The sequence below is a fragment of the Microcoleus sp. K1-B1 genome (genome assembly GCF_036704705.1).
Taxonomy (GTDB): domain Bacteria; phylum Cyanobacteriota; class Cyanobacteriia; order Cyanobacteriales; family Microcoleaceae; genus Microcoleus.
Map to the genome: position 1 here is coordinate 32771 of NZ_JAUBSH010000049.1, position 15718 is coordinate 48488.

General features: G+C 47.4%; 17 protein-coding genes and 1 pseudogene. 11 read left to right on the forward strand and 7 right to left on the reverse strand.

Translation table 11 applies throughout. From position 1 onward, the window contains the following. Window positions 1–26: 26 nt before the first annotated feature. Window positions 27–341 (forward strand): helix-turn-helix transcriptional regulator, encoded by a 315-nt coding sequence (locus QUA83_RS18245; protein WP_333294918.1) that lies wholly within the window; start codon window positions 27–29, stop codon window positions 339–341. Between the two features lie 52 nt (window positions 342–393). Here the strand turns inward: QUA83_RS18245 and QUA83_RS18250 are convergent, their stop codons facing one another. Continuing rightward, the gene (locus QUA83_RS18250; protein ID WP_333294919.1) at window positions 394–675 is read right to left on the reverse strand and encodes a BrnA antitoxin family protein; all 282 of its coding nucleotides are present in this window, start codon (window positions 673–675) and stop codon (window positions 394–396) included. Beyond that, complete coding sequence (locus QUA83_RS18255; protein ID WP_333294921.1) at window positions 638–916, reverse strand: BrnT family toxin; 279 nt, start codon at window positions 914–916, stop codon at window positions 638–640. The genes QUA83_RS18250 and QUA83_RS18255 overlap by 38 nt, the downstream gene beginning before the upstream one ends. Before the next feature lie 212 nt (window positions 917–1128). Between QUA83_RS18255 and QUA83_RS18260 the strand changes: the two genes are divergently transcribed. The 9 genes from QUA83_RS18260 (at window position 1129) to QUA83_RS18300 (ending at window position 9277) form a co-directional block, all read left to right on the forward strand. Next, window positions 1129–2949 (forward strand): efflux RND transporter periplasmic adaptor subunit, encoded by a 1821-nt coding sequence (locus QUA83_RS18260; RefSeq protein ID WP_333294923.1) that lies wholly within the window; start codon window positions 1129–1131, stop codon window positions 2947–2949. 526 nt (window positions 2950–3475) lie between these two features. After that, window positions 3476–4741, forward strand: coding sequence for an ABC transporter permease (locus tag QUA83_RS18265; RefSeq protein ID WP_333294924.1), 1266 nt, complete (start codon window positions 3476–3478; stop codon window positions 4739–4741). A gap of 356 nt (window positions 4742–5097) precedes the next feature. Continuing rightward, entirely contained in the window at window positions 5098–5433 is a 336-nt protein-coding gene (locus QUA83_RS18270) for a cation:proton antiporter subunit C (RefSeq protein ID WP_015176833.1), read from the forward strand. Then, a complete protein-coding gene (locus QUA83_RS18275; protein ID WP_333294925.1) occupies window positions 5430–6860 on the forward strand; it encodes a cation:proton antiporter in 1431 nt (476 codons plus the stop codon). Before QUA83_RS18270 ends, QUA83_RS18275 begins: the two co-directional genes overlap by 4 nt. After that, complete coding sequence (locus QUA83_RS18280; RefSeq protein WP_333294926.1) at window positions 6857–7240, forward strand: Na+/H+ antiporter subunit E; 384 nt, start codon at window positions 6857–6859, stop codon at window positions 7238–7240. Before QUA83_RS18275 ends, QUA83_RS18280 begins: the two co-directional genes overlap by 4 nt. A gap of 280 nt (window positions 7241–7520) precedes the next feature. Then, the gene (locus QUA83_RS18285) at window positions 7521–7751 is read left to right on the forward strand and encodes a hypothetical protein (RefSeq protein WP_333294936.1); all 231 of its coding nucleotides are present in this window, start codon (window positions 7521–7523) and stop codon (window positions 7749–7751) included. Then, complete coding sequence (locus QUA83_RS18290; RefSeq protein WP_333294927.1) at window positions 7748–8035, forward strand: monovalent cation/H(+) antiporter subunit G; 288 nt, start codon at window positions 7748–7750, stop codon at window positions 8033–8035. Before QUA83_RS18285 ends, QUA83_RS18290 begins: the two co-directional genes overlap by 4 nt. After that, a complete protein-coding gene (locus tag QUA83_RS18295; protein ID WP_333294928.1) occupies window positions 8025–8612 on the forward strand; it encodes a DUF4040 domain-containing protein in 588 nt (195 codons plus the stop codon). The genes QUA83_RS18290 and QUA83_RS18295 overlap by 11 nt, the downstream gene beginning before the upstream one ends. Further along, window positions 8612–9277 (forward strand): Na(+)/H(+) antiporter subunit B, encoded by a 666-nt coding sequence (locus QUA83_RS18300; RefSeq protein ID WP_333294929.1) that lies wholly within the window; start codon window positions 8612–8614, stop codon window positions 9275–9277. The genes QUA83_RS18295 and QUA83_RS18300 overlap by 1 nt, the downstream gene beginning before the upstream one ends. Before the next feature lie 86 nt (window positions 9278–9363). Here QUA83_RS18300 and QUA83_RS18305 read toward each other — a convergent pair. The 3 genes and pseudogenes from QUA83_RS18305 to holA all read right to left on the reverse strand — a co-directional run bounded on the left by QUA83_RS18305 (window position 9364) and on the right by holA (window position 12534). Beyond that, window positions 9364–10093, reverse strand: a pseudogene (locus QUA83_RS18305) (IS1 family transposase). A gap of 241 nt (window positions 10094–10334) precedes the next feature. Then, window positions 10335–11324, reverse strand: coding sequence for a hypothetical protein (locus tag QUA83_RS18310; RefSeq protein WP_333294930.1), 990 nt, complete (start codon window positions 11322–11324; stop codon window positions 10335–10337). A 229-nt stretch (window positions 11325–11553) separates the two neighbouring features. After that, complete coding sequence (gene holA / locus QUA83_RS18315; RefSeq protein ID WP_333294931.1) at window positions 11554–12534, reverse strand: DNA polymerase III subunit delta; 981 nt, start codon at window positions 12532–12534, stop codon at window positions 11554–11556. A 177-nt stretch (window positions 12535–12711) separates the two neighbouring features. Here holA and QUA83_RS18320 point away from each other — a divergent pair, with 177 nt between their 5' ends. Next, a complete protein-coding gene (locus QUA83_RS18320) occupies window positions 12712–13452 on the forward strand; it encodes a DUF1868 domain-containing protein (protein ID WP_333294937.1) in 741 nt (246 codons plus the stop codon). Between the two features lie 256 nt (window positions 13453–13708). Here the strand turns inward: QUA83_RS18320 and QUA83_RS18325 are convergent, their stop codons facing one another. Both QUA83_RS18325 and QUA83_RS18330 read right to left on the reverse strand, forming a co-directional pair. Continuing rightward, window positions 13709–14830 carry a cellulase family glycosylhydrolase gene (locus QUA83_RS18325; RefSeq protein WP_333294932.1) on the reverse strand — a complete coding sequence of 374 codons (1122 nt, stop codon included), beginning with the start codon at window positions 14828–14830 and terminating at the stop codon, window positions 13709–13711. 198 nt (window positions 14831–15028) lie between these two features. Further along, on the reverse strand, window positions 15029–15442 hold the full coding sequence (locus QUA83_RS18330) for a DUF6006 family protein (RefSeq protein ID WP_333294933.1): 414 nt from the start codon (window positions 15440–15442) through the stop codon (window positions 15029–15031). Window positions 15443–15718 lie beyond the last annotated feature (276 nt).

Below are 15718 nucleotides of genomic sequence, written 5' to 3' on the forward strand. Positions count from 1 at the left end.
TGCCTCATGTATAGAGGAGTAATGTTATGGATGAAGCCAAAAAGAAGCGTCTAGAAGATCAAGGATGGAAGATTGGCTCAACCTCGGAATTCTTAGAACTTTCACGAGAGGAATCGATCCTAATTGACATTAAGTTAGCGCTCAGTCTTAATCTCAAAGAACGTCGGCAAAAATTGATGACACAGGCAGAGTTAGTTGAGAAAATCAACTCCAGCCAACCTCGTGTTGGCAAAGCTGAAAATGGCGAAGATTCGGTTTCCATTGAGCTGTTAATACGTGCAATGCTGGCAACAGGTGCAATCCCTCAAGATATAGGGCAAATTATTTCTCAAGCAGGATAGAAAGAGCGATAACTTACCCACAATACTATGCACCACCACTTAAAACGCACCGCTATGCTGAGTTCTGGGTTTTGTTATTGTTCTCTATATATTGGCGTAAAACGTTATTAATTAGAGTTTTATACTGTTCTCCTTGAGCCTCAAACCACTGCTTTACATCTGGATCGATCTGAACTAAGTTGTGTGCTCTATCGGCTGGAATACGTAAAGTCGCTCGTTCAAAAAACTCATCGGTCAGCGGTGGAATATCTGAGTAGTCGATATTCTCTTCTGACCTTGACTCTAAGGCGGCCCAGTTAGTACCAGAGGTACTGTTCAAATTGTTTCTGTTCATGACGGTTGGCTCTTCGCGCTGAAATAATTCGGATTACATTTTTTTGACCTTCTGTCCAGACTACTACCGCTATTCCAGAACCGAGAGAACCGCTCCCGAACCAGCGATATTCGCCATAATCAAAACTATTGTCTAGCTCAATCAGCATTTCACCATCAAACATCGTGGGAACATCGGCAAAATCAATCTGATGTTTACGGATGTTTTCAAGGTTTTTCGCTTCGTCCCACTCAAATTGCATGAAGGATTAGGATATGCGAGATTAAACTATCTTCATTCATTATCGCGCATTTGGCCCAACAGGTTTTATGCTGCACTCGAGATCGATGTTGGGATCGAAACTCGATCGCCCGCAAGCATTAAACACCAGAAAAAACTTAGTCAGACTTCTCTTGAACCTTTTGTGTTCCCGATCGGTCTAAATTGAACAGACGCCCGATCGGTCTAATTTATATGTACTTAGTAAAGCATTTTCAGATTAAAAAAGAGCTGACTCCGTGGCTTAGCGGACTCCTCGCCACTTCCCTGCTTGCAGGAGTAGGCTACACAGCTTACAGCCAACTCACAGTCAAATCCAGCCGCGAAACCAGACGCAAGGAAAAAACCGTTGCTGTCCAAAGGCTGAACTTGCCGATTACAATTTCGGCAAACGGCACAATAGTGCCCGAACGTTCCGTTAACGTTAGCCCCAAAACTTCAGGAATGCTCAAAAGTTTGCTTGTCAATGAAGGAGATAGGGTTGAACAAGGGCAGATTCTCGCCTACATGGACGACTCCAACCTCCAAGGGCAACTTACCCAAACTCGCGGACAACTCGCAGCCGCGGAAGCAAACCTGCAAAAATTGCTCAACGGCACTCGATCGCAGGACATTGCTGTGGCTAAGGCAGTGTTAGCAGAACAACAGGCAAGTCTGGAAAAATTGCTCAACGGTAATCGAACCCAAGACATTGCTGTAGCTGAGGCACAACTAGCTGAACAACAGGCAAATTTACAAAAATTGCTCAACGGCAATCGAAGCCAGGATATTGCCGTAGCGGAGGCACAACTAGCTGAACAACAGGCAAATTTACAAAAATTGCTCAAGGGCAATCGCCCTGAAGACATCGCCCAAGCAATCGCCAAACTCAGAGATGCCGAATACGCCAAAAACCAAGCAGAGGAAGACTTTCAGAGAAATCAGGAACTCTACAATGCCGGAGCCATTGCTTTGCAAATTGTCAACAACTCCCGCACCGAGCGAGATCGAGCTCAAACGCAAGTCAGGCAAGCCGAACAAGCTGTAGCTTTGCTGCAAGCGGGTGCTCGCCCCGAAGAAATCGCTTCGGCGCGGGCTGCTGTGGAGCAAAAACGGCAAGCTTTGACGCTGGCGCGATCGGGCGCACGCCCGGAAGACATCGCAGCAGGGCGGGCCGCTGTGGAGCAAAAACGGCAAGCTTTGGCCCTGGCGCGATCGGGCGCACGCCCGGAAGACATCGCTGCGGGGCAGGCCGCCGTCGAGCAAAAACAACAAGCTTTGGCGCTGCTAGAAGCTGGTTCTCGCCCGGAAGACATCGCCCAAGCCCGCGCCCAAGTTCTCGCCGCTAGAGGCAGCCTGCAAAGCGTTCAAGCGCTGATCGACGACACTGTGCTGCGGGCTCCTTTCACCGGCACTGTCACCCGCAAGTACGCCGATCCGGGCGCTTTTGTGACTCCCACTACGGCAGGTAGTGCGGTTTCTTCGGCGACTTCTTCTTCGATTTTGTCCTTAGCTTCAAAAAATCAATTAGTAGCAAACGTAGCAGAAACTAATATTTCTCAGATTAAGATCGGCCAGGCTGCGTCTATTCAAGCTGATGCTTTTGCGGGAAAGACTTTTGCAGGTAAAATCACTCAAATTTCGCCTCAGTCGATCGTCCAGCAAAATGTGACAAGTTTTGAGGTAAAAGCGGCAATTATTAATGATGATAAACAAATGCTGCGATCGGGCATGAATGTGAATGTGGAATTTAAGGCCGGTGAACTTAAAAATGTTTTGGTAGTTCCGACTGCGGCAATTGTCCGCCAACAAAGGGAAACGGGGGTTTTTGTTCCCGGTGGAGAAGATGGCAAACCTGCTTTTATGCCGATTAAGACTGGTATGACGGTGGATGATAAGACGGAAGTGCGATCGGGTTTGAAAGGAAATGAAAAAGTGCTGCTTAGTTTCCCGCCCGGATTGCGGCCTAGATCCCAAAATCCATCGTCGGGCGGGATTCCGGGTTTGCAACCGGGTGGCGGAACGCGCTTGCGTTAGTAGTTAGTCCGCGCAGTCCGGGCTAGTTGGTTCGTCGCAGAGTCCGCTAGTTCGTCGCAGAGTCCGCCAGGGATTGAAATCCCTGTCTCATAGCGAAAGTCCTCTGAAAGAGGACTGAAGAGTTAGTTGATCTACATCAGTTTCAGACGAATTTTCAGTCGGTTTCAACCGACTTTAGCTATGAGACGGGGGTTTCAACCCCCGGCGGATCGTGCCACAAATCATATCGTTTCCGGCTGCATCATCAGACGAATTTTCAGTCGGTTTCAACCGACTTTAACTATGAGACGGGGGTTTCAACCCCGGCGGATCGTGCCACAAATCATATCGTTTCCGGCTGCATCATCAGACGAATTTTCAGTCGGTTTCAACCGACTTTAACTATGAGACGGGGGTTTCAATCCCCGGCGGGTTGTGCCACAAATCATATGGTTTCCGGTTGCATCGTCAGGTGATAAATTAGGGCCAATTTACGCATAATTCTTAGAAGTTGCCACCAAATAACAAATAACAAATAACAAATAACATGAAATTACAGACTCGCCCCCGTACCAACAAAATCTCTAATGTTCAACTCGCGTTCATGGCGACAGAGGCGCTGTGGAATAATAAGTTGCGTACCAGTTTAACTATGCTGGGCGTAATTATTGGGATATCTTCGGTAATTGCCATTACTTCGGTGGGACAGGGAGTACAAAAATCAACTGAAGAACAGTTAAAGGCTTTGGGTACAAATGTGCTGTTGGTTTTATCCGGCGCTTCGCGATCGGGCGGTGTCAGTCAGGGAAGCGGTTCTGCTACTACCCTTACTTGGGATGACGCTAGGGCGATCGGCAAACAAGCTCCCGCAGTTAAGGCGATTTCGGCTTATTTGCAGCGCCAAGTGCAAGTGGTTTATGGCGGACAAAATTCATTTACTTCGATTTTGGGAACGGATTTAAATTATCCAGATGTGAAGAACATTCAACCCCAAGAAGGACGGTTTTTTAACGAGGATGAATTGAATGCTGCTGAGCCAGTAGTTGTCCTCGGTTCTAAGGTGCGGGACGAACTTTTTGGAGCCGGAGTTAATGCGCTATCCTCCGATATTCGCATTCAGGGAAACCGCTACAAGGTCATTGGGGTGATGGAAAGCAAGGGGTCTGTAGGGGGAACCGATCAGGACGATCGAGTGTATATTCCCCTCAAAAATATGTCTTCGCGGATTGTGGGGAGAAATTCTTTAGCGGGGATTGCAATATCGGGTTTTTGGTTGGAAACTGCCGACGAATCGGATTTAGCGGATGCTCAATTTCAAGTGGAAAATATCATGCGCTTACGCCACAATATTTATCCGCCACAACCGGATGATTTTCGAGTTGTCAATCAAGCTGAGATAGTTAATACTTTCAGCAATGTGATAGGTTTATTTACGGTTATGGTGGGTGCGATAGCCGGAATTTCTTTGGTGGTTGGCGGCATCGGTATTGCTAATATTATGTTGGTGTCTGTTGTGGAACGCACTAAGGAAATCGGGATTCGCAAAGCGGTAGGCGCTACTAATGCAGCAATTCTAATTCAATTTATGGCGGAATCTATTTTAGTTTCCACGGTGGGGGGAACGGCGGGAATTGGGTTGGGAGTTGCGATCGCCTTTGGGGCCTCGACAGCGTTCAAATTTCCGTTTGTGGTTTCTGTATGGTCGATCGCAGCAGGTTTTGGGCTATCTTTTACTGTAGGCTTATTGGCTGGAGTGCTACCGGCTCGGAATGCGGCTCGCTTAGATCCGATCGCCGCTTTGCGGAATGATTGAAGTTAGTGACGTTCGCCCCAGTGAAATTGAACACTCTTGGACGCACGAGTGGTGTGAAACCGGGTTTGATGGACGATCGGACTTCGTTGTCGGCCACAGATTCGCTAACGCGACTTAGTAGACAAAAATCACGTCAAAAATGGCTGCCAACTAAGACAGGTAAAGGGTTTGAGCTTGAATTGGGCTCGATACAGAACTGACAAGGGTTTCAGCTTTGACGGGGCATCAAACTCTTTCCCTTACCTAGACACCTTTTCAGGTTCTTTAGGGGCTAGAAAATGTCTAAGTCTCATTAGAGCTAATATACGTTTCTTCAAATATAATAACCAAAACCCCTTATCCAACAGGCAATTTCCATGTTAGAAGCATTGGTATTGGCAACAGTATTTTGCGGATTTTTTGGTATCATCTTTAAAAAGAACCTGATCATGAAAATCGTCTGTATGGATGTCATGAGTACAGGGGTTATAGCCTATTACGTGGTGGTGGCATCGCGAGAAGGCTGGCTGACACCAATTATTTCAAAGGGGAAAAATGTCGCTTACGCCGATCCCGTTCCCCAGGCGGTCATCTTAACGGCGATCGTGATCGGCTTTTCGATTCAGGCTTTAATGCTGGTCAGTGTGATGAAGTTGGCACGAGATAATCCGACATTAGAAAGTAACGAAATCGAGATGAATAATACCCCATGAATACCCTGACGCTAGCCTGGATTGGACTCCCGTTTTTTGTCGGGTTTAGTATTTATTTGATTCCGAAGCTTGACAAGTATCTCGCAATATTCGGAGCGCTCGTCTCCGCTGCCTATGCGTTCCTGCTTTTTGCTATGCCGTCAGCGGTGACGCTGGAGTTACTGGATAATTTCAGTGTCACGTTGTTAGTCGATCGCTTGAGTGCCTATTTCATCTTAACCAATGCCTTAGTCACAGCAGCGGTGATTATCTACTGTTGGCCCACAGATAAGACGGCATTTTTTTATGCACAGATTCTGATGGTACACGGCAGCCTGAATGCGGCCTTTGCCTCTACGGACTTTATCAGTTTATATGTAGGGTTAGAGGTCAGCGGCATTGCGGCGTTTCTCTTGATTGCCTATCCTCGCACCGATCGATCGATTTGGGTGGCTTTGCGCTATCTATTTATTAGCAACACGGCAATGCTGTTTTATCTAGTCGGTGCCGTGCTGGTTTATAAGGCAAGTCATTCGTTTAGTTTTGCGGGCTTGGGTGCAGCGCCCCCAGAGGCGATCGCTCTGATCTTTATGGGACTCTTGGTTAAGGGAGGTGTGTTTGTATCGGGGTTATGGCTACCGTTAACTCACTCGGAATCAGAAACGCCAGTGTCGGCTTTGCTGTCAGGAATTGTCGTTAAAGCGGGGGTATATCCCCTCGTGCGCTGTGCGCTGATGGTGGAGGAGGTGGCACCCATCGTCCAAATCTTTGGCGTCGGGACGGCGCTGCTGGGCGTGTTCTATGCCGTTTTAGAAAAAGATAGCAAACGGATGTTGGCTTTTCACACGGTTTCGCAGTTGGGCTTTATCCTCGCTGCACCGTCTGTGGGTGGGTTTTATGCGCTGGCCCACGGTTTGGTCAAATCGTCGCTGTTTCTGATTGCAGGATCGTTACCGAGTCGCAATCTGAAAGAATTGAAACAGAAGCCGATCGATACCAAAATCTGGATTGCCTTAGTCATAGCTAGCTTATCAATCTCTGGCTTTCCCATGTTGGTTGGCTTTGGGGCAAAGACGTTAACGGTGAAGAATTTGGGTTCCTGGCAATCGATCGGGATGAATGTGGCAGCAGTCGGAACAGCAATCTCTTTTGCTAAATTCATCTTTCTACCCCGTGGCGGACAAACATCAGCCAAACCCGGTTTTTGGCCTGCGGTGTTGCTGTTGCTGGCTGGGTTGATTGCAGCCAATGCTTTTGATGTTCAGGCTTATACGCTGGAAAATATGCTTAAGGCGATCGCCATCATCGGCGTTGGTTGGTCAGCCTATTTTCTAATTTTTCAACGCACGGCAATCAAACTGCCACGTATGCTTGAACAATTCGATCATTTGGTCGGTTTTATGAGCTTGATTTCGCTCCTACTATTCTGGATGGCATTGCCAACATGATTGGACATCTAATATTAAGACTGACGATTTGGTTTCTACTCACTGCCGATTTTCGTTTGCCAAATATTGCGATCGGCATCATCATTGCTTTCCTGTTGCCGCGCAGCTACACACCCCCGGAACCTTTGAGGGAATGGTTGGGGGTGTTGGGTAAAATCTTCATGGCGATTCCGATAGCTTATTTAGAAGCATTTGAACTCATCTTCCGCCCCCATAGGCACGAAGATGTGATCATGGAAAAAGTGCCAAACCATCGATCGCCCTTGCTGATCTTCCTAGATGTCTTCCTGATCACTTTTACTCCTAAGACAATTGTTGTGAAATATCACGAAGAGGGTTTTTACGAAGTACACCGAGTGCGACGGACATCAAACACCTAGCTCAAGTTTGTTTCTGAATGATTTAACGGCTCTTGACGCAGAGTCAGAGAAAAGAAGAGAAGAGAGAAATGAATAATTCCGATTTAGCAATACTCCGGACAGTTTTTGAGACCGAGGCTGAAACCCTCATTCTACCGTTAGCATTTGACCTCACTGAGAAGGCTGAAACCCGCATTCTGCCGTTAGTGATTGAAAACTGTCCGGACTATTGATTTAGCTAAGTAAGAAAAATCAGGAGTGCACACAATTGAACAACTTGAACAACTTGATTCTAATTGCGATGATTCTGGCTCTGCTCATACCCATGTACGAAGTATGGAAAGATCATGATATCTGGCAGACAATGTTGGCCTTTGCAAGTATCTCGACCAAGACGGCAATTATCGCTCTTGTCATATCCGTCTGGCGCGATGATTGGATGATCGGTGTGGTGGCGGCGATTATCCTCAGTGTGGGTAATGCTGGATTGATGTTGTTGGCACATATAATCAAACGTATCAGTGAAGCATGATCGTAATAGATGTATTGAGCTATACCTGCATCGGTATAGGGATTTTTTTCTGGTTTTGGGGTACTTCTTACCTACTTGGGAAGCGATCGGTTTTGTATAAACTGCACAGTCTTTCGGTAGCAGATACGCTGGGTTCGATCGCGATCGTTGTCGGATTGCTGCTGCAAATACCCAATAAATGGCCCCTGCTAATTCTGGCGATCATTTGCTTAGCAATCTGGAACACCATGCTGGGATATGTGTTGGCCTATTGTTCCAAAACAGGGAGTAACTATGAACGATAATAGCTACATTTATGTCCTCGTCGCTCTGCTACCCTTAGCTGCTTGTATGGTGGTATTTCAGGTCAATCCATACCACGCATTGCTACTGCGGGGGGTATTGGGAGCGATCGCCGCCTTGGTATACGCGATTTTAGGCGCGGCGGATGTGGCATTGACCGAAGCCTTGATGGGTACTCTACTCGCGATTACACTTTATGCAGTGACGGTGCGTTCATCCCTCGTGCTGCGTCTGGGTGTAATCGAAGAGGGGACAGAGGGCGATGCTATACCAAACGACAAAACCGCAGGTCATTTTAAGCAACTGATAGATGACATCCGCACAGTTTTTCAGAAACGCCATATGCGCCTGGAACTCGTTCCCTATTCGACTACACAGGCATTGCAGCGGGCGCTGATGGAAAAAGAAGTTCATGCAGCTTGTTCCCCAGAAGACCAACTAGAACACAGCGGCGAAGCGCAACTTTATAACACCGCAATCAGAGTTCGGCGTGTCTACGAAATCATGCAAACCGAACTTTCATCACCAGGGACAACCCTAACCTATGTAAATACACCAGACGCAGAGGAAAAGCATTGATGAAGTGGGTTTACTTTTTATCAGGGATAGCGCTGTTTGTCAAAATGCTGCTAATCGCCAATCCAACAATGGACTTATCGCAGCAAAGTTCGATCGTCGAATTGGTTGTTCAAGATAGTGGAGTACCCAATGCGGTTTCCGGTATCATTTTGCGAAATCGGCTGTACGACACGATCTTTGAAGTCGTGGTATTTACGATCGCCATCTTGGGTGCAAGTTTTATGCTAGCCAATGAAAGTCCGTCCTGCGCCATATATCAGTTTACCGATCAACCATCGATTATTTTGGCGCGATTGGGAGCGACGATTGCGGCCTTGGTGGGTATCGAACTAGCAATTCGCGGGCATTTAAGTCCAGGCGGTGGTTTTGCGGCGGGTGTAGCGGGGGGAACTGCGATCGGCTTGGTGGCGATTACCTCATCACCGCAGTGGATGCAAGAAATCTACCAGCGCTGGCACGCCGCGACGTTGGAGAAGGTTTCGGTACTTGTTTTCATTGTATTGTCCGTTATCACTTTGTCAGGATATGAGTTACCGCACGGAGAGTTAGGCACACTTTTCAGCGGTGGCATTCTCCCCTTGCTCAATATCCTGGTTGCAGTCAAAGTCGCATTAGGATCGTGGGCGGTAATGTTGGTGTTTATTCGCTATCGCGGATTGCTATGATAAATATTCCGATCTCAAATCCATGGGCATCGAAATTATTCATCTCTCTCATTCTCTGACTCTGTGTCCTCTGTGTTCTCTGCGGTTTAATCATTCAGAAACAGCGGACGCAGAGAATGATTTCTTTGATTTTGATACGGAATTGGAACATCTGCAAATTTTAGATAGTGAATTAGTAATTGAATTGAATACCTTAGCAACTTGCTGTCTAATTTAGAATAACAAAGACTTTTTCATTTTAGGCGCGCTAAATACTGCCTTTATCTTGTATTTTCACCCTCAACTCTTATCATATATGTTTGGCGGTGAGATCTGATCTCAATTGGGAATAAACTGCGGGTAAATTATCCACCCATGTGTCACCTAAAAATGGCATTTCCATTTATTAACAATCCCCCATAGTGGTTCAAAGGTTTTTGCACGCTCGGTCGCCTAAAACCCATCCTAGAATACCTGGTTTAAAATGATCTACTCCTGTCCATAACCAGGTGCAAGTTTTTTTTGAGCCAAAAAATGTTTCTAATTCATCTAATTCTCCCACTTCGGGAGTTGTTTCTGCGTCATAAAAATCTGGCAAGAGTTTTCCTATTTGTTTGACCCAATTAATGATGGTCGTATGATGCACATTTTTGACATTTTTGACTCTCTCAATTGCTCGAAACCCATAACATTGACATACATTTTGAGACATTCACGTTTGACATCGGAAGAGTAACCTTTATGAGGTTGATAGCAATCTATAAATTGTCTGCCACAACCGACACAAATATAATTCTGTTTACCTTCTTTATGACCATTCTTAAGCTGTTGCGGCATTTAAATTGTCTGTTAAAAAACAATCAAACAATGAGTGGGGAGTAGGGGTTGGGCGTCCCGCCCGCCTCGAATATGCAATTTAAATGCGCGACAGCTTAAATGAAATTTTAATAAAATTGAAAAAAGTCAAAAGTAAGAAAGCTTTCAGTAAAAACAAGTTTTTTTACTTTTGGCTTTTGACTTTTGACTTTTAGCACATCGAGTATTCAACTCAAAACTCAAAACTCAAAACTCAAAACTTTTAAGGCGCTGCTGCCGCCCTGCGGTTGGCAACAATCAGATTAGCCTGATACTCTGCCGCTTTTTGCTGAGCCTTTTCATAGTTCGGGCTGGTTGACGGTACGGCTCTCATGAGCTTAACCGCTTGCTGCCACTCGCTTGCTACTGCGATCCACTCATCTTGAGACTGAGCCTTCTGGGCCGAAATTGCTGCCTTCTGAGCTGTGTTAACGGCTTCTCTCCAAGAGTCAGGCTTAGGCGCGGCGGCTTTTGGTGCAGGAGAGGCTGGATCTGGGCTTGCTGGCGCAGCAGCAGTGGGAGCGGGTTTTGGTGCAGGGGAGGCTGCCTGTGGGGTGCCCGGAGATGCGGCTGGAGAGGATGCAGGGGTTTTAGACGCAGGAGATGCGGGTTTCGGGGAAGGGGAAGCAGCTTCGGGGGCGATGGGTTCTGGGTTCGAGTCGCCGAAGGGGAAAGTTTTAGTAAAGAAAAGCCCTGCGATCACCGCCAGAGGTACTAAGATACCCACAGGTATTACCCATTTGGGAAATTGTTTTTTCGGAGGCGGGGCTTGATCTTCGTCTTCGTCTTCGTCTTCCTCGTCGTCATCTCGATCGAATTCTCCTTCTTGATAATAGTCTTCGCCTTCGGGCTCGACATCATCTAAACCTACAGAGTCGTCAGGCATTCCACTATCCAAGGGGTAAGGCATTGAATCCGCAGGCATCAGATCAATTTCATCTTCCCACGTAGGCGATCCCTCACCTGTTCGACGCCCGTAAACCTTTACAGTGTGAATTGATTCAAGTCCCAGCTTCGTCATGCCGGTGCGGATGAAATCGACCAATACCATTTGATCCGGTACTTTGTCTGCCTCCAGAATTATGTGGAGGCAGCCGTTGTCCCGCGTCACATCGGCGTTGATGCCTTTGGGTTTGAGTGTACGGTTGATGCTAGATGCGATCGCTTTTGGATCGCCTTGCTTGAGCAGTTCCCGCGGGTTCTGTTGTGTCATGGGTAGCGCTCTTTTTTTGGGGGGGGTGGAGAGCCGGCAAATAATATTAACCGATCGGCATTCGGCGGACAATATTTATTTACCACATTAACTTCTACTTTGGCATTCTGAGAGTATTTCTAGTATCTATTGACCTTTAGGCCCGCGATCCGGCATCAAGCCCATAGCCGCTATCGAAATTTGTTGTAAAAATTTACAGTAAGGGGCCGATCCTGTGCCCTGTCGCGCATCAGCGAAACAAGCTAGAAAGTTCTATAACTTTGGTTTGCAGGGTTGAGATTTCTTCCCGGCCCCGCTTTAAAGAAGCTTCTAACTCTAGCAGCAAAGGCAAACTTTTTTGCAGTTTTTCTAAGCTGGCGTTCTTGACTTCTTGACGAAAATAGTATACTCGTTTCGGATTGCCGAGATCTAGAGCTTGAGCAATTTTATCATCGCGATCGCCCGCTTGGATCATTGCCTTTACCCACAGCCAAATCCGAAACTTACCAGTCAAGCCAGCCACAATCCTCAAACCAGGCTCGCTGCGGCCAGTTAAGCCTGCCAATAAATCCAAAGCGGCGGAGGTATTGCCCTCGCGAATCGCATCGGCTAGCTGGAAGGTATTTTGGGCGTGACAGTGTACCAGTGCGGCAACTTCCTCCGGGTTCAGAGGTTGGCTGCGGTTGCCCGCAAACAGCAGCAATTTTTCCAGTTCGCTGTATAGCCCGCGGGTATCGCTGCCGATGGATTGGGCCAAAAGTTCGATCGCTGTGGCTGTCAATTTTACGTTCATTTCGCCCGCGACTTGGCGTACCCGCTGGGCTAATTCTTTGTCATTCCAAGGCGGAATCGGCGAAAATTCGCGGACTTCGGTGGCGGACTGGGAAATTAACTTAGTAGATTTGAGCCGGCTGTCGGGTTTTTTGACGGATGTCAGCAGCAGCACGGTGGTAGGGGGAATCACCGGCAGCGTCCGTTCAAATTCGGCTAACAGTTCTGGAGAGCACTGCTGCGTTACAGTCGTATTTGCCAGCCAGACAAAACGGCTGCCAGTACCGAAGGGTGGCGTTAAGGCTCGATCAAGCCCTTCGACCACAGCGTCGGCTCGATCGGCAATAATCTTGTCATAGTTAAAACTAGCCCAGTTGGGGTCGAGGACTGTTTGGCGCAAACTTGTCACAGCCTGCGCGATCGCAAAGTCGTCTTCCCCCCAAAACAGGTAAAGGTGCATGATTTAACGCTCAGTAGCCCAAAAAATCAAAGTTCCAGGTTCCGCAAGTCCAACATATCCTGAATAGGGCTGTTGGAAGCCCGCACCATAATATAAAATTTGGTGTGGGAGTTTGTCACCGCGAGGAAATCAAGATTGGATGATACTTATCAAGCTTACGTAAATCGGGTGGCGCGAATGACGCTGCTGGACTCCTACAAGTCCCAGGTGGAACACATTCAGGAATCTCCAAAATTTAAGCCCGACGAAGCAGGCCGGAGAGATCCTGTACCTTTTCCAGGTTATTCGGTGATTACGCCGCCTGCCGGGGAAGATGCAGAAAATGCTGCATTGTATAGTAATTTGCACTCGATCCAACAACGGCTATTGCAGGAAATAGCGGAGGGTGCGATCGTGGCACTGCCTCCTGATACCTTCCATTTAACCGTAGCCGATTTAATTTGGGACAGCGCTTTTCGAGATGCCTCTGATAAAAATCCAGAATTTGAGGAGCAACTGCGCTCGCGCATGGCCGATCGTTTTGCCGCCTGCAAACCCTTGGCGGGCGGCGCTCCCATTCGCTGGATCGTGTTGGGGTTGATGGTGATGACTAGAGCTGTGGGTGTTTGTTTGGCACCGACGGACGAAAACTCTTACAAGCAAATTCTGGAGTTTCGCCGATCGATCTATCAAAATCCCGATTTAATGGCTTTGGGAATTGAACAGCAATATCATTTTACGGCACACATTACTCTGGGCTATTTTGGGGACACCGGGCCGAACTTAGACCGCGATCGCTTGTGCGCTTTGCTGTCAGAGTTAAACGAGCAATGGCTGGACACGCCGCAAGAACTGTCCGTAAACCGAGTGGAACTACGGAAGTTTGAGGACATGGCTACCTACCTCCGGCAACCGGACTGGCCTGTTTTTGAGTTTTGAGCGATCGTCAAGATCGAGTATGAGGCATTTGGCAGAAGAAATATCAAATATTCTGCCAAATACCTAATACTGGTCGATAACAAGATATGTTGTATCACCTAAAAACAGTATTTTTTGCGCTATTTGCAGTAACGATAGCAAACAATAAAGCAACCCGAACGTCAAAGTTGTCAGAATCATCTCCCCAAGCCCATACTGACCTCGATCGATTCTCAAGCAAAATTGCTGGAAAACTTTGGTCAAGCTAATCAATTGATTATACCCCAAAAGCAGTCGATCGCCGGGCAGTCGCCTTTAAGCCGTAAATAGGATTGTTTACCAGATCGTCGCCGTAGGGCGTAAGACCTGAGAAATTACCGTCCCGAGTCATTTCCCTCCGATCGCAACCATCCTTCCACCAACACCAAGCCAGCCAACCAATTTCCTGCTCTTTTAGCACCGTCAAAAGTGCTTGATAGGTAAAATCATTCTGGGGTAAAGGATTTTCCTTACTGCCATCCAGATCGTAGTAGCAGTATGCGGTTTTCCCCGCGATCGATTCACCTTGCTTGTTGGCGATTTCACCAAAGACGATGGGTAAATTGGCTGCGGTTACTGCATTAAGATGCGACATTCCATCATAACCAGCCCAATAAGCGTGTCCGCTAAACAAAAGATTGCGATTTGGATCGCTATCGACTAATTCCCGACCTATCTTTGCGAACACTTCGATCGAAGTACCGCAATCAGGCGCATCAATCATGATTGGGACTTGCAAGTGTTGTCGAATGCTGGCAATTGCATTCTTATATGACGTTTTATACGCCTCCAATGATTCCACAGAATTGTTCGCCCAACGATAGACACCCAATTCGTTAGCAGGATTAACAATCAGATACCGCTGATGTTTTTTCAATACAGCCAAAACAGGTTCGGAAGTCCACCAAGGAATCACCTGGGTGTTGAGGAGGGTGGCATCGGACTTACAGGTTAAGTCCCACAACCCCAGGAGTGGCACGATTTTGTTCGCCTTGCATTGGGCGAGAAATTTATCCAAGTTTTGCAGCGAATAGGCAGGACGAGTCGGTTGACCGTAATCCTTGTACCATTGGATTCTGACGGCATTGGCTCCTGTTTTTTCCAATTCTGCCAGTTTATCGCTTTGAGGAAAATCCCAGTCATCCAACAGGGGTAGGTTAATTCCTCGCAGGACGATCTTCTGCCCGCTTGAATCAAAAAGATACCGTCCCTTTGTATGAAGTGTATTCTTGGTTTGCGAAGCTTGCCTAGCGGGTTGGGCTAAAACGGCGCGATCGCCAAACAGAATTGCACTTGCTCCTCCAGCAATTAAACCGACACCTGCCTTTAAAAATTGACGGCGGCAAAGCTCATCAGACATGATGTTTTCTCCTTAAATAAAACTTCGAGTAATTTAGGGTTTAGCGGGCGATCGCGCAACAAAAACAATTGGGCTTGTTAGATCGATCGGGAAAACTAACCTAATTGAAATCGGCGATCGCACTAAATGTTTGAAGGTCAGACCTAACCTCATTTCTTGCTCTATAGAAAGCGAAGGAAATAAGCGAGACTGTACTATTTATTTCCAGCATGAAAGCGGATATCGCTTACCGTTCCACGTCGTCCAACCCGTGGTTCTATTGCCTGTGGGTTTGGGCAAATACCATTGATTGCCATCAGCATGGCGGAAGTACAATCCGCCTCGATTGACCTGGCGTGGATTTGTCAGTGGCACCCAGCGCGATCCATTATCGGAAAAGCTGCCCTTCCAGCGCACGCCAGAACTGGTGCTACAAGTGTCACCGTTACAGGTCGTTTGGCTATCATCAACCACATTCCATCTCATGCGGGCCGGCCGCCCGTCGATATTGCAATTCCAATCGCCGCCCCACCAGCCGGCGACTTGGCTGGCGATGGTCGAACTGGAAACGGCAAAGGATAAAGCAATGCCGCAGGATATCGCAATTAGTGAACGTTGCACTATAGTCGTCATGGAATTATTGCTCATGTTGGGAACCTCTCTTTTGACTCTTTATTTATTACTCAGCAGTCTGCACCAGATTTTTTTTAAACTTGATTATGGGTAAACAGGCAGAGAAGCAAAGTTCTATAGTGAGCCTAAATCACTTGTACAAATAGGTAGGGGTAGGCACGGGGGCGCTACCCCTACCTACCGGGGCGGGCACGCTGACAGGTGTAGGTTTTTTACAACTAGGAGGAGTTACAAGCATAAAAGGCATCCACAGGAGTGTGAGGGAAGGAACTCCAA

What these genes read in the sequence shown, in the direction of transcription:
- QUA83_RS18245 (WP_333294918.1), top strand. Translation starts at nt 27, where the DNA reads ATGGATGAAGCCAAAAAGAAGCGTCTAGAAGATCAAGGATGGAAGATT.
- QUA83_RS18250 (WP_333294919.1), bottom strand. Translation starts at nt 675, where the DNA reads ATGAACAGAAACAATTTGAACAGTACCTCTGGTACTAACTGGGCCGCC.
- QUA83_RS18255 (WP_333294921.1), bottom strand. Translation starts at nt 916, where the DNA reads ATGCAATTTGAGTGGGACGAAGCGAAAAACCTTGAAAACATCCGTAAA.
- QUA83_RS18260 (WP_333294923.1), top strand. Translation starts at nt 1,129, where the DNA reads ATGTACTTAGTAAAGCATTTTCAGATTAAAAAAGAGCTGACTCCGTGG.
- QUA83_RS18265 (WP_333294924.1), top strand. Translation starts at nt 3,476, where the DNA reads ATGAAATTACAGACTCGCCCCCGTACCAACAAAATCTCTAATGTTCAA.
- QUA83_RS18270 (WP_015176833.1), top strand. Translation starts at nt 5,098, where the DNA reads ATGTTAGAAGCATTGGTATTGGCAACAGTATTTTGCGGATTTTTTGGT.
- QUA83_RS18275 (WP_333294925.1), top strand. Translation starts at nt 5,430, where the DNA reads ATGAATACCCTGACGCTAGCCTGGATTGGACTCCCGTTTTTTGTCGGG.
- QUA83_RS18280 (WP_333294926.1), top strand. Translation starts at nt 6,857, where the DNA reads ATGATTGGACATCTAATATTAAGACTGACGATTTGGTTTCTACTCACT.
- QUA83_RS18285 (WP_333294936.1), top strand. Translation starts at nt 7,521, where the DNA reads ATGATTCTGGCTCTGCTCATACCCATGTACGAAGTATGGAAAGATCAT.
- QUA83_RS18290 (WP_333294927.1), top strand. Translation starts at nt 7,748, where the DNA reads ATGATCGTAATAGATGTATTGAGCTATACCTGCATCGGTATAGGGATT.
- QUA83_RS18295 (WP_333294928.1), top strand. Translation starts at nt 8,025, where the DNA reads ATGAACGATAATAGCTACATTTATGTCCTCGTCGCTCTGCTACCCTTA.
- QUA83_RS18300 (WP_333294929.1), top strand. Translation starts at nt 8,612, where the DNA reads ATGAAGTGGGTTTACTTTTTATCAGGGATAGCGCTGTTTGTCAAAATG.
- QUA83_RS18310 (WP_333294930.1), bottom strand. Translation starts at nt 11,324, where the DNA reads ATGACACAACAGAACCCGCGGGAACTGCTCAAGCAAGGCGATCCAAAA.
- holA (WP_333294931.1), bottom strand. Translation starts at nt 12,534, where the DNA reads ATGCACCTTTACCTGTTTTGGGGGGAAGACGACTTTGCGATCGCGCAG.
- QUA83_RS18320 (WP_333294937.1), top strand. Translation starts at nt 12,712, where the DNA reads ATGACGCTGCTGGACTCCTACAAGTCCCAGGTGGAACACATTCAGGAA.
- QUA83_RS18325 (WP_333294932.1), bottom strand. Translation starts at nt 14,830, where the DNA reads ATGTCTGATGAGCTTTGCCGCCGTCAATTTTTAAAGGCAGGTGTCGGT.
- QUA83_RS18330 (WP_333294933.1), bottom strand. Translation starts at nt 15,442, where the DNA reads ATGACGACTATAGTGCAACGTTCACTAATTGCGATATCCTGCGGCATT.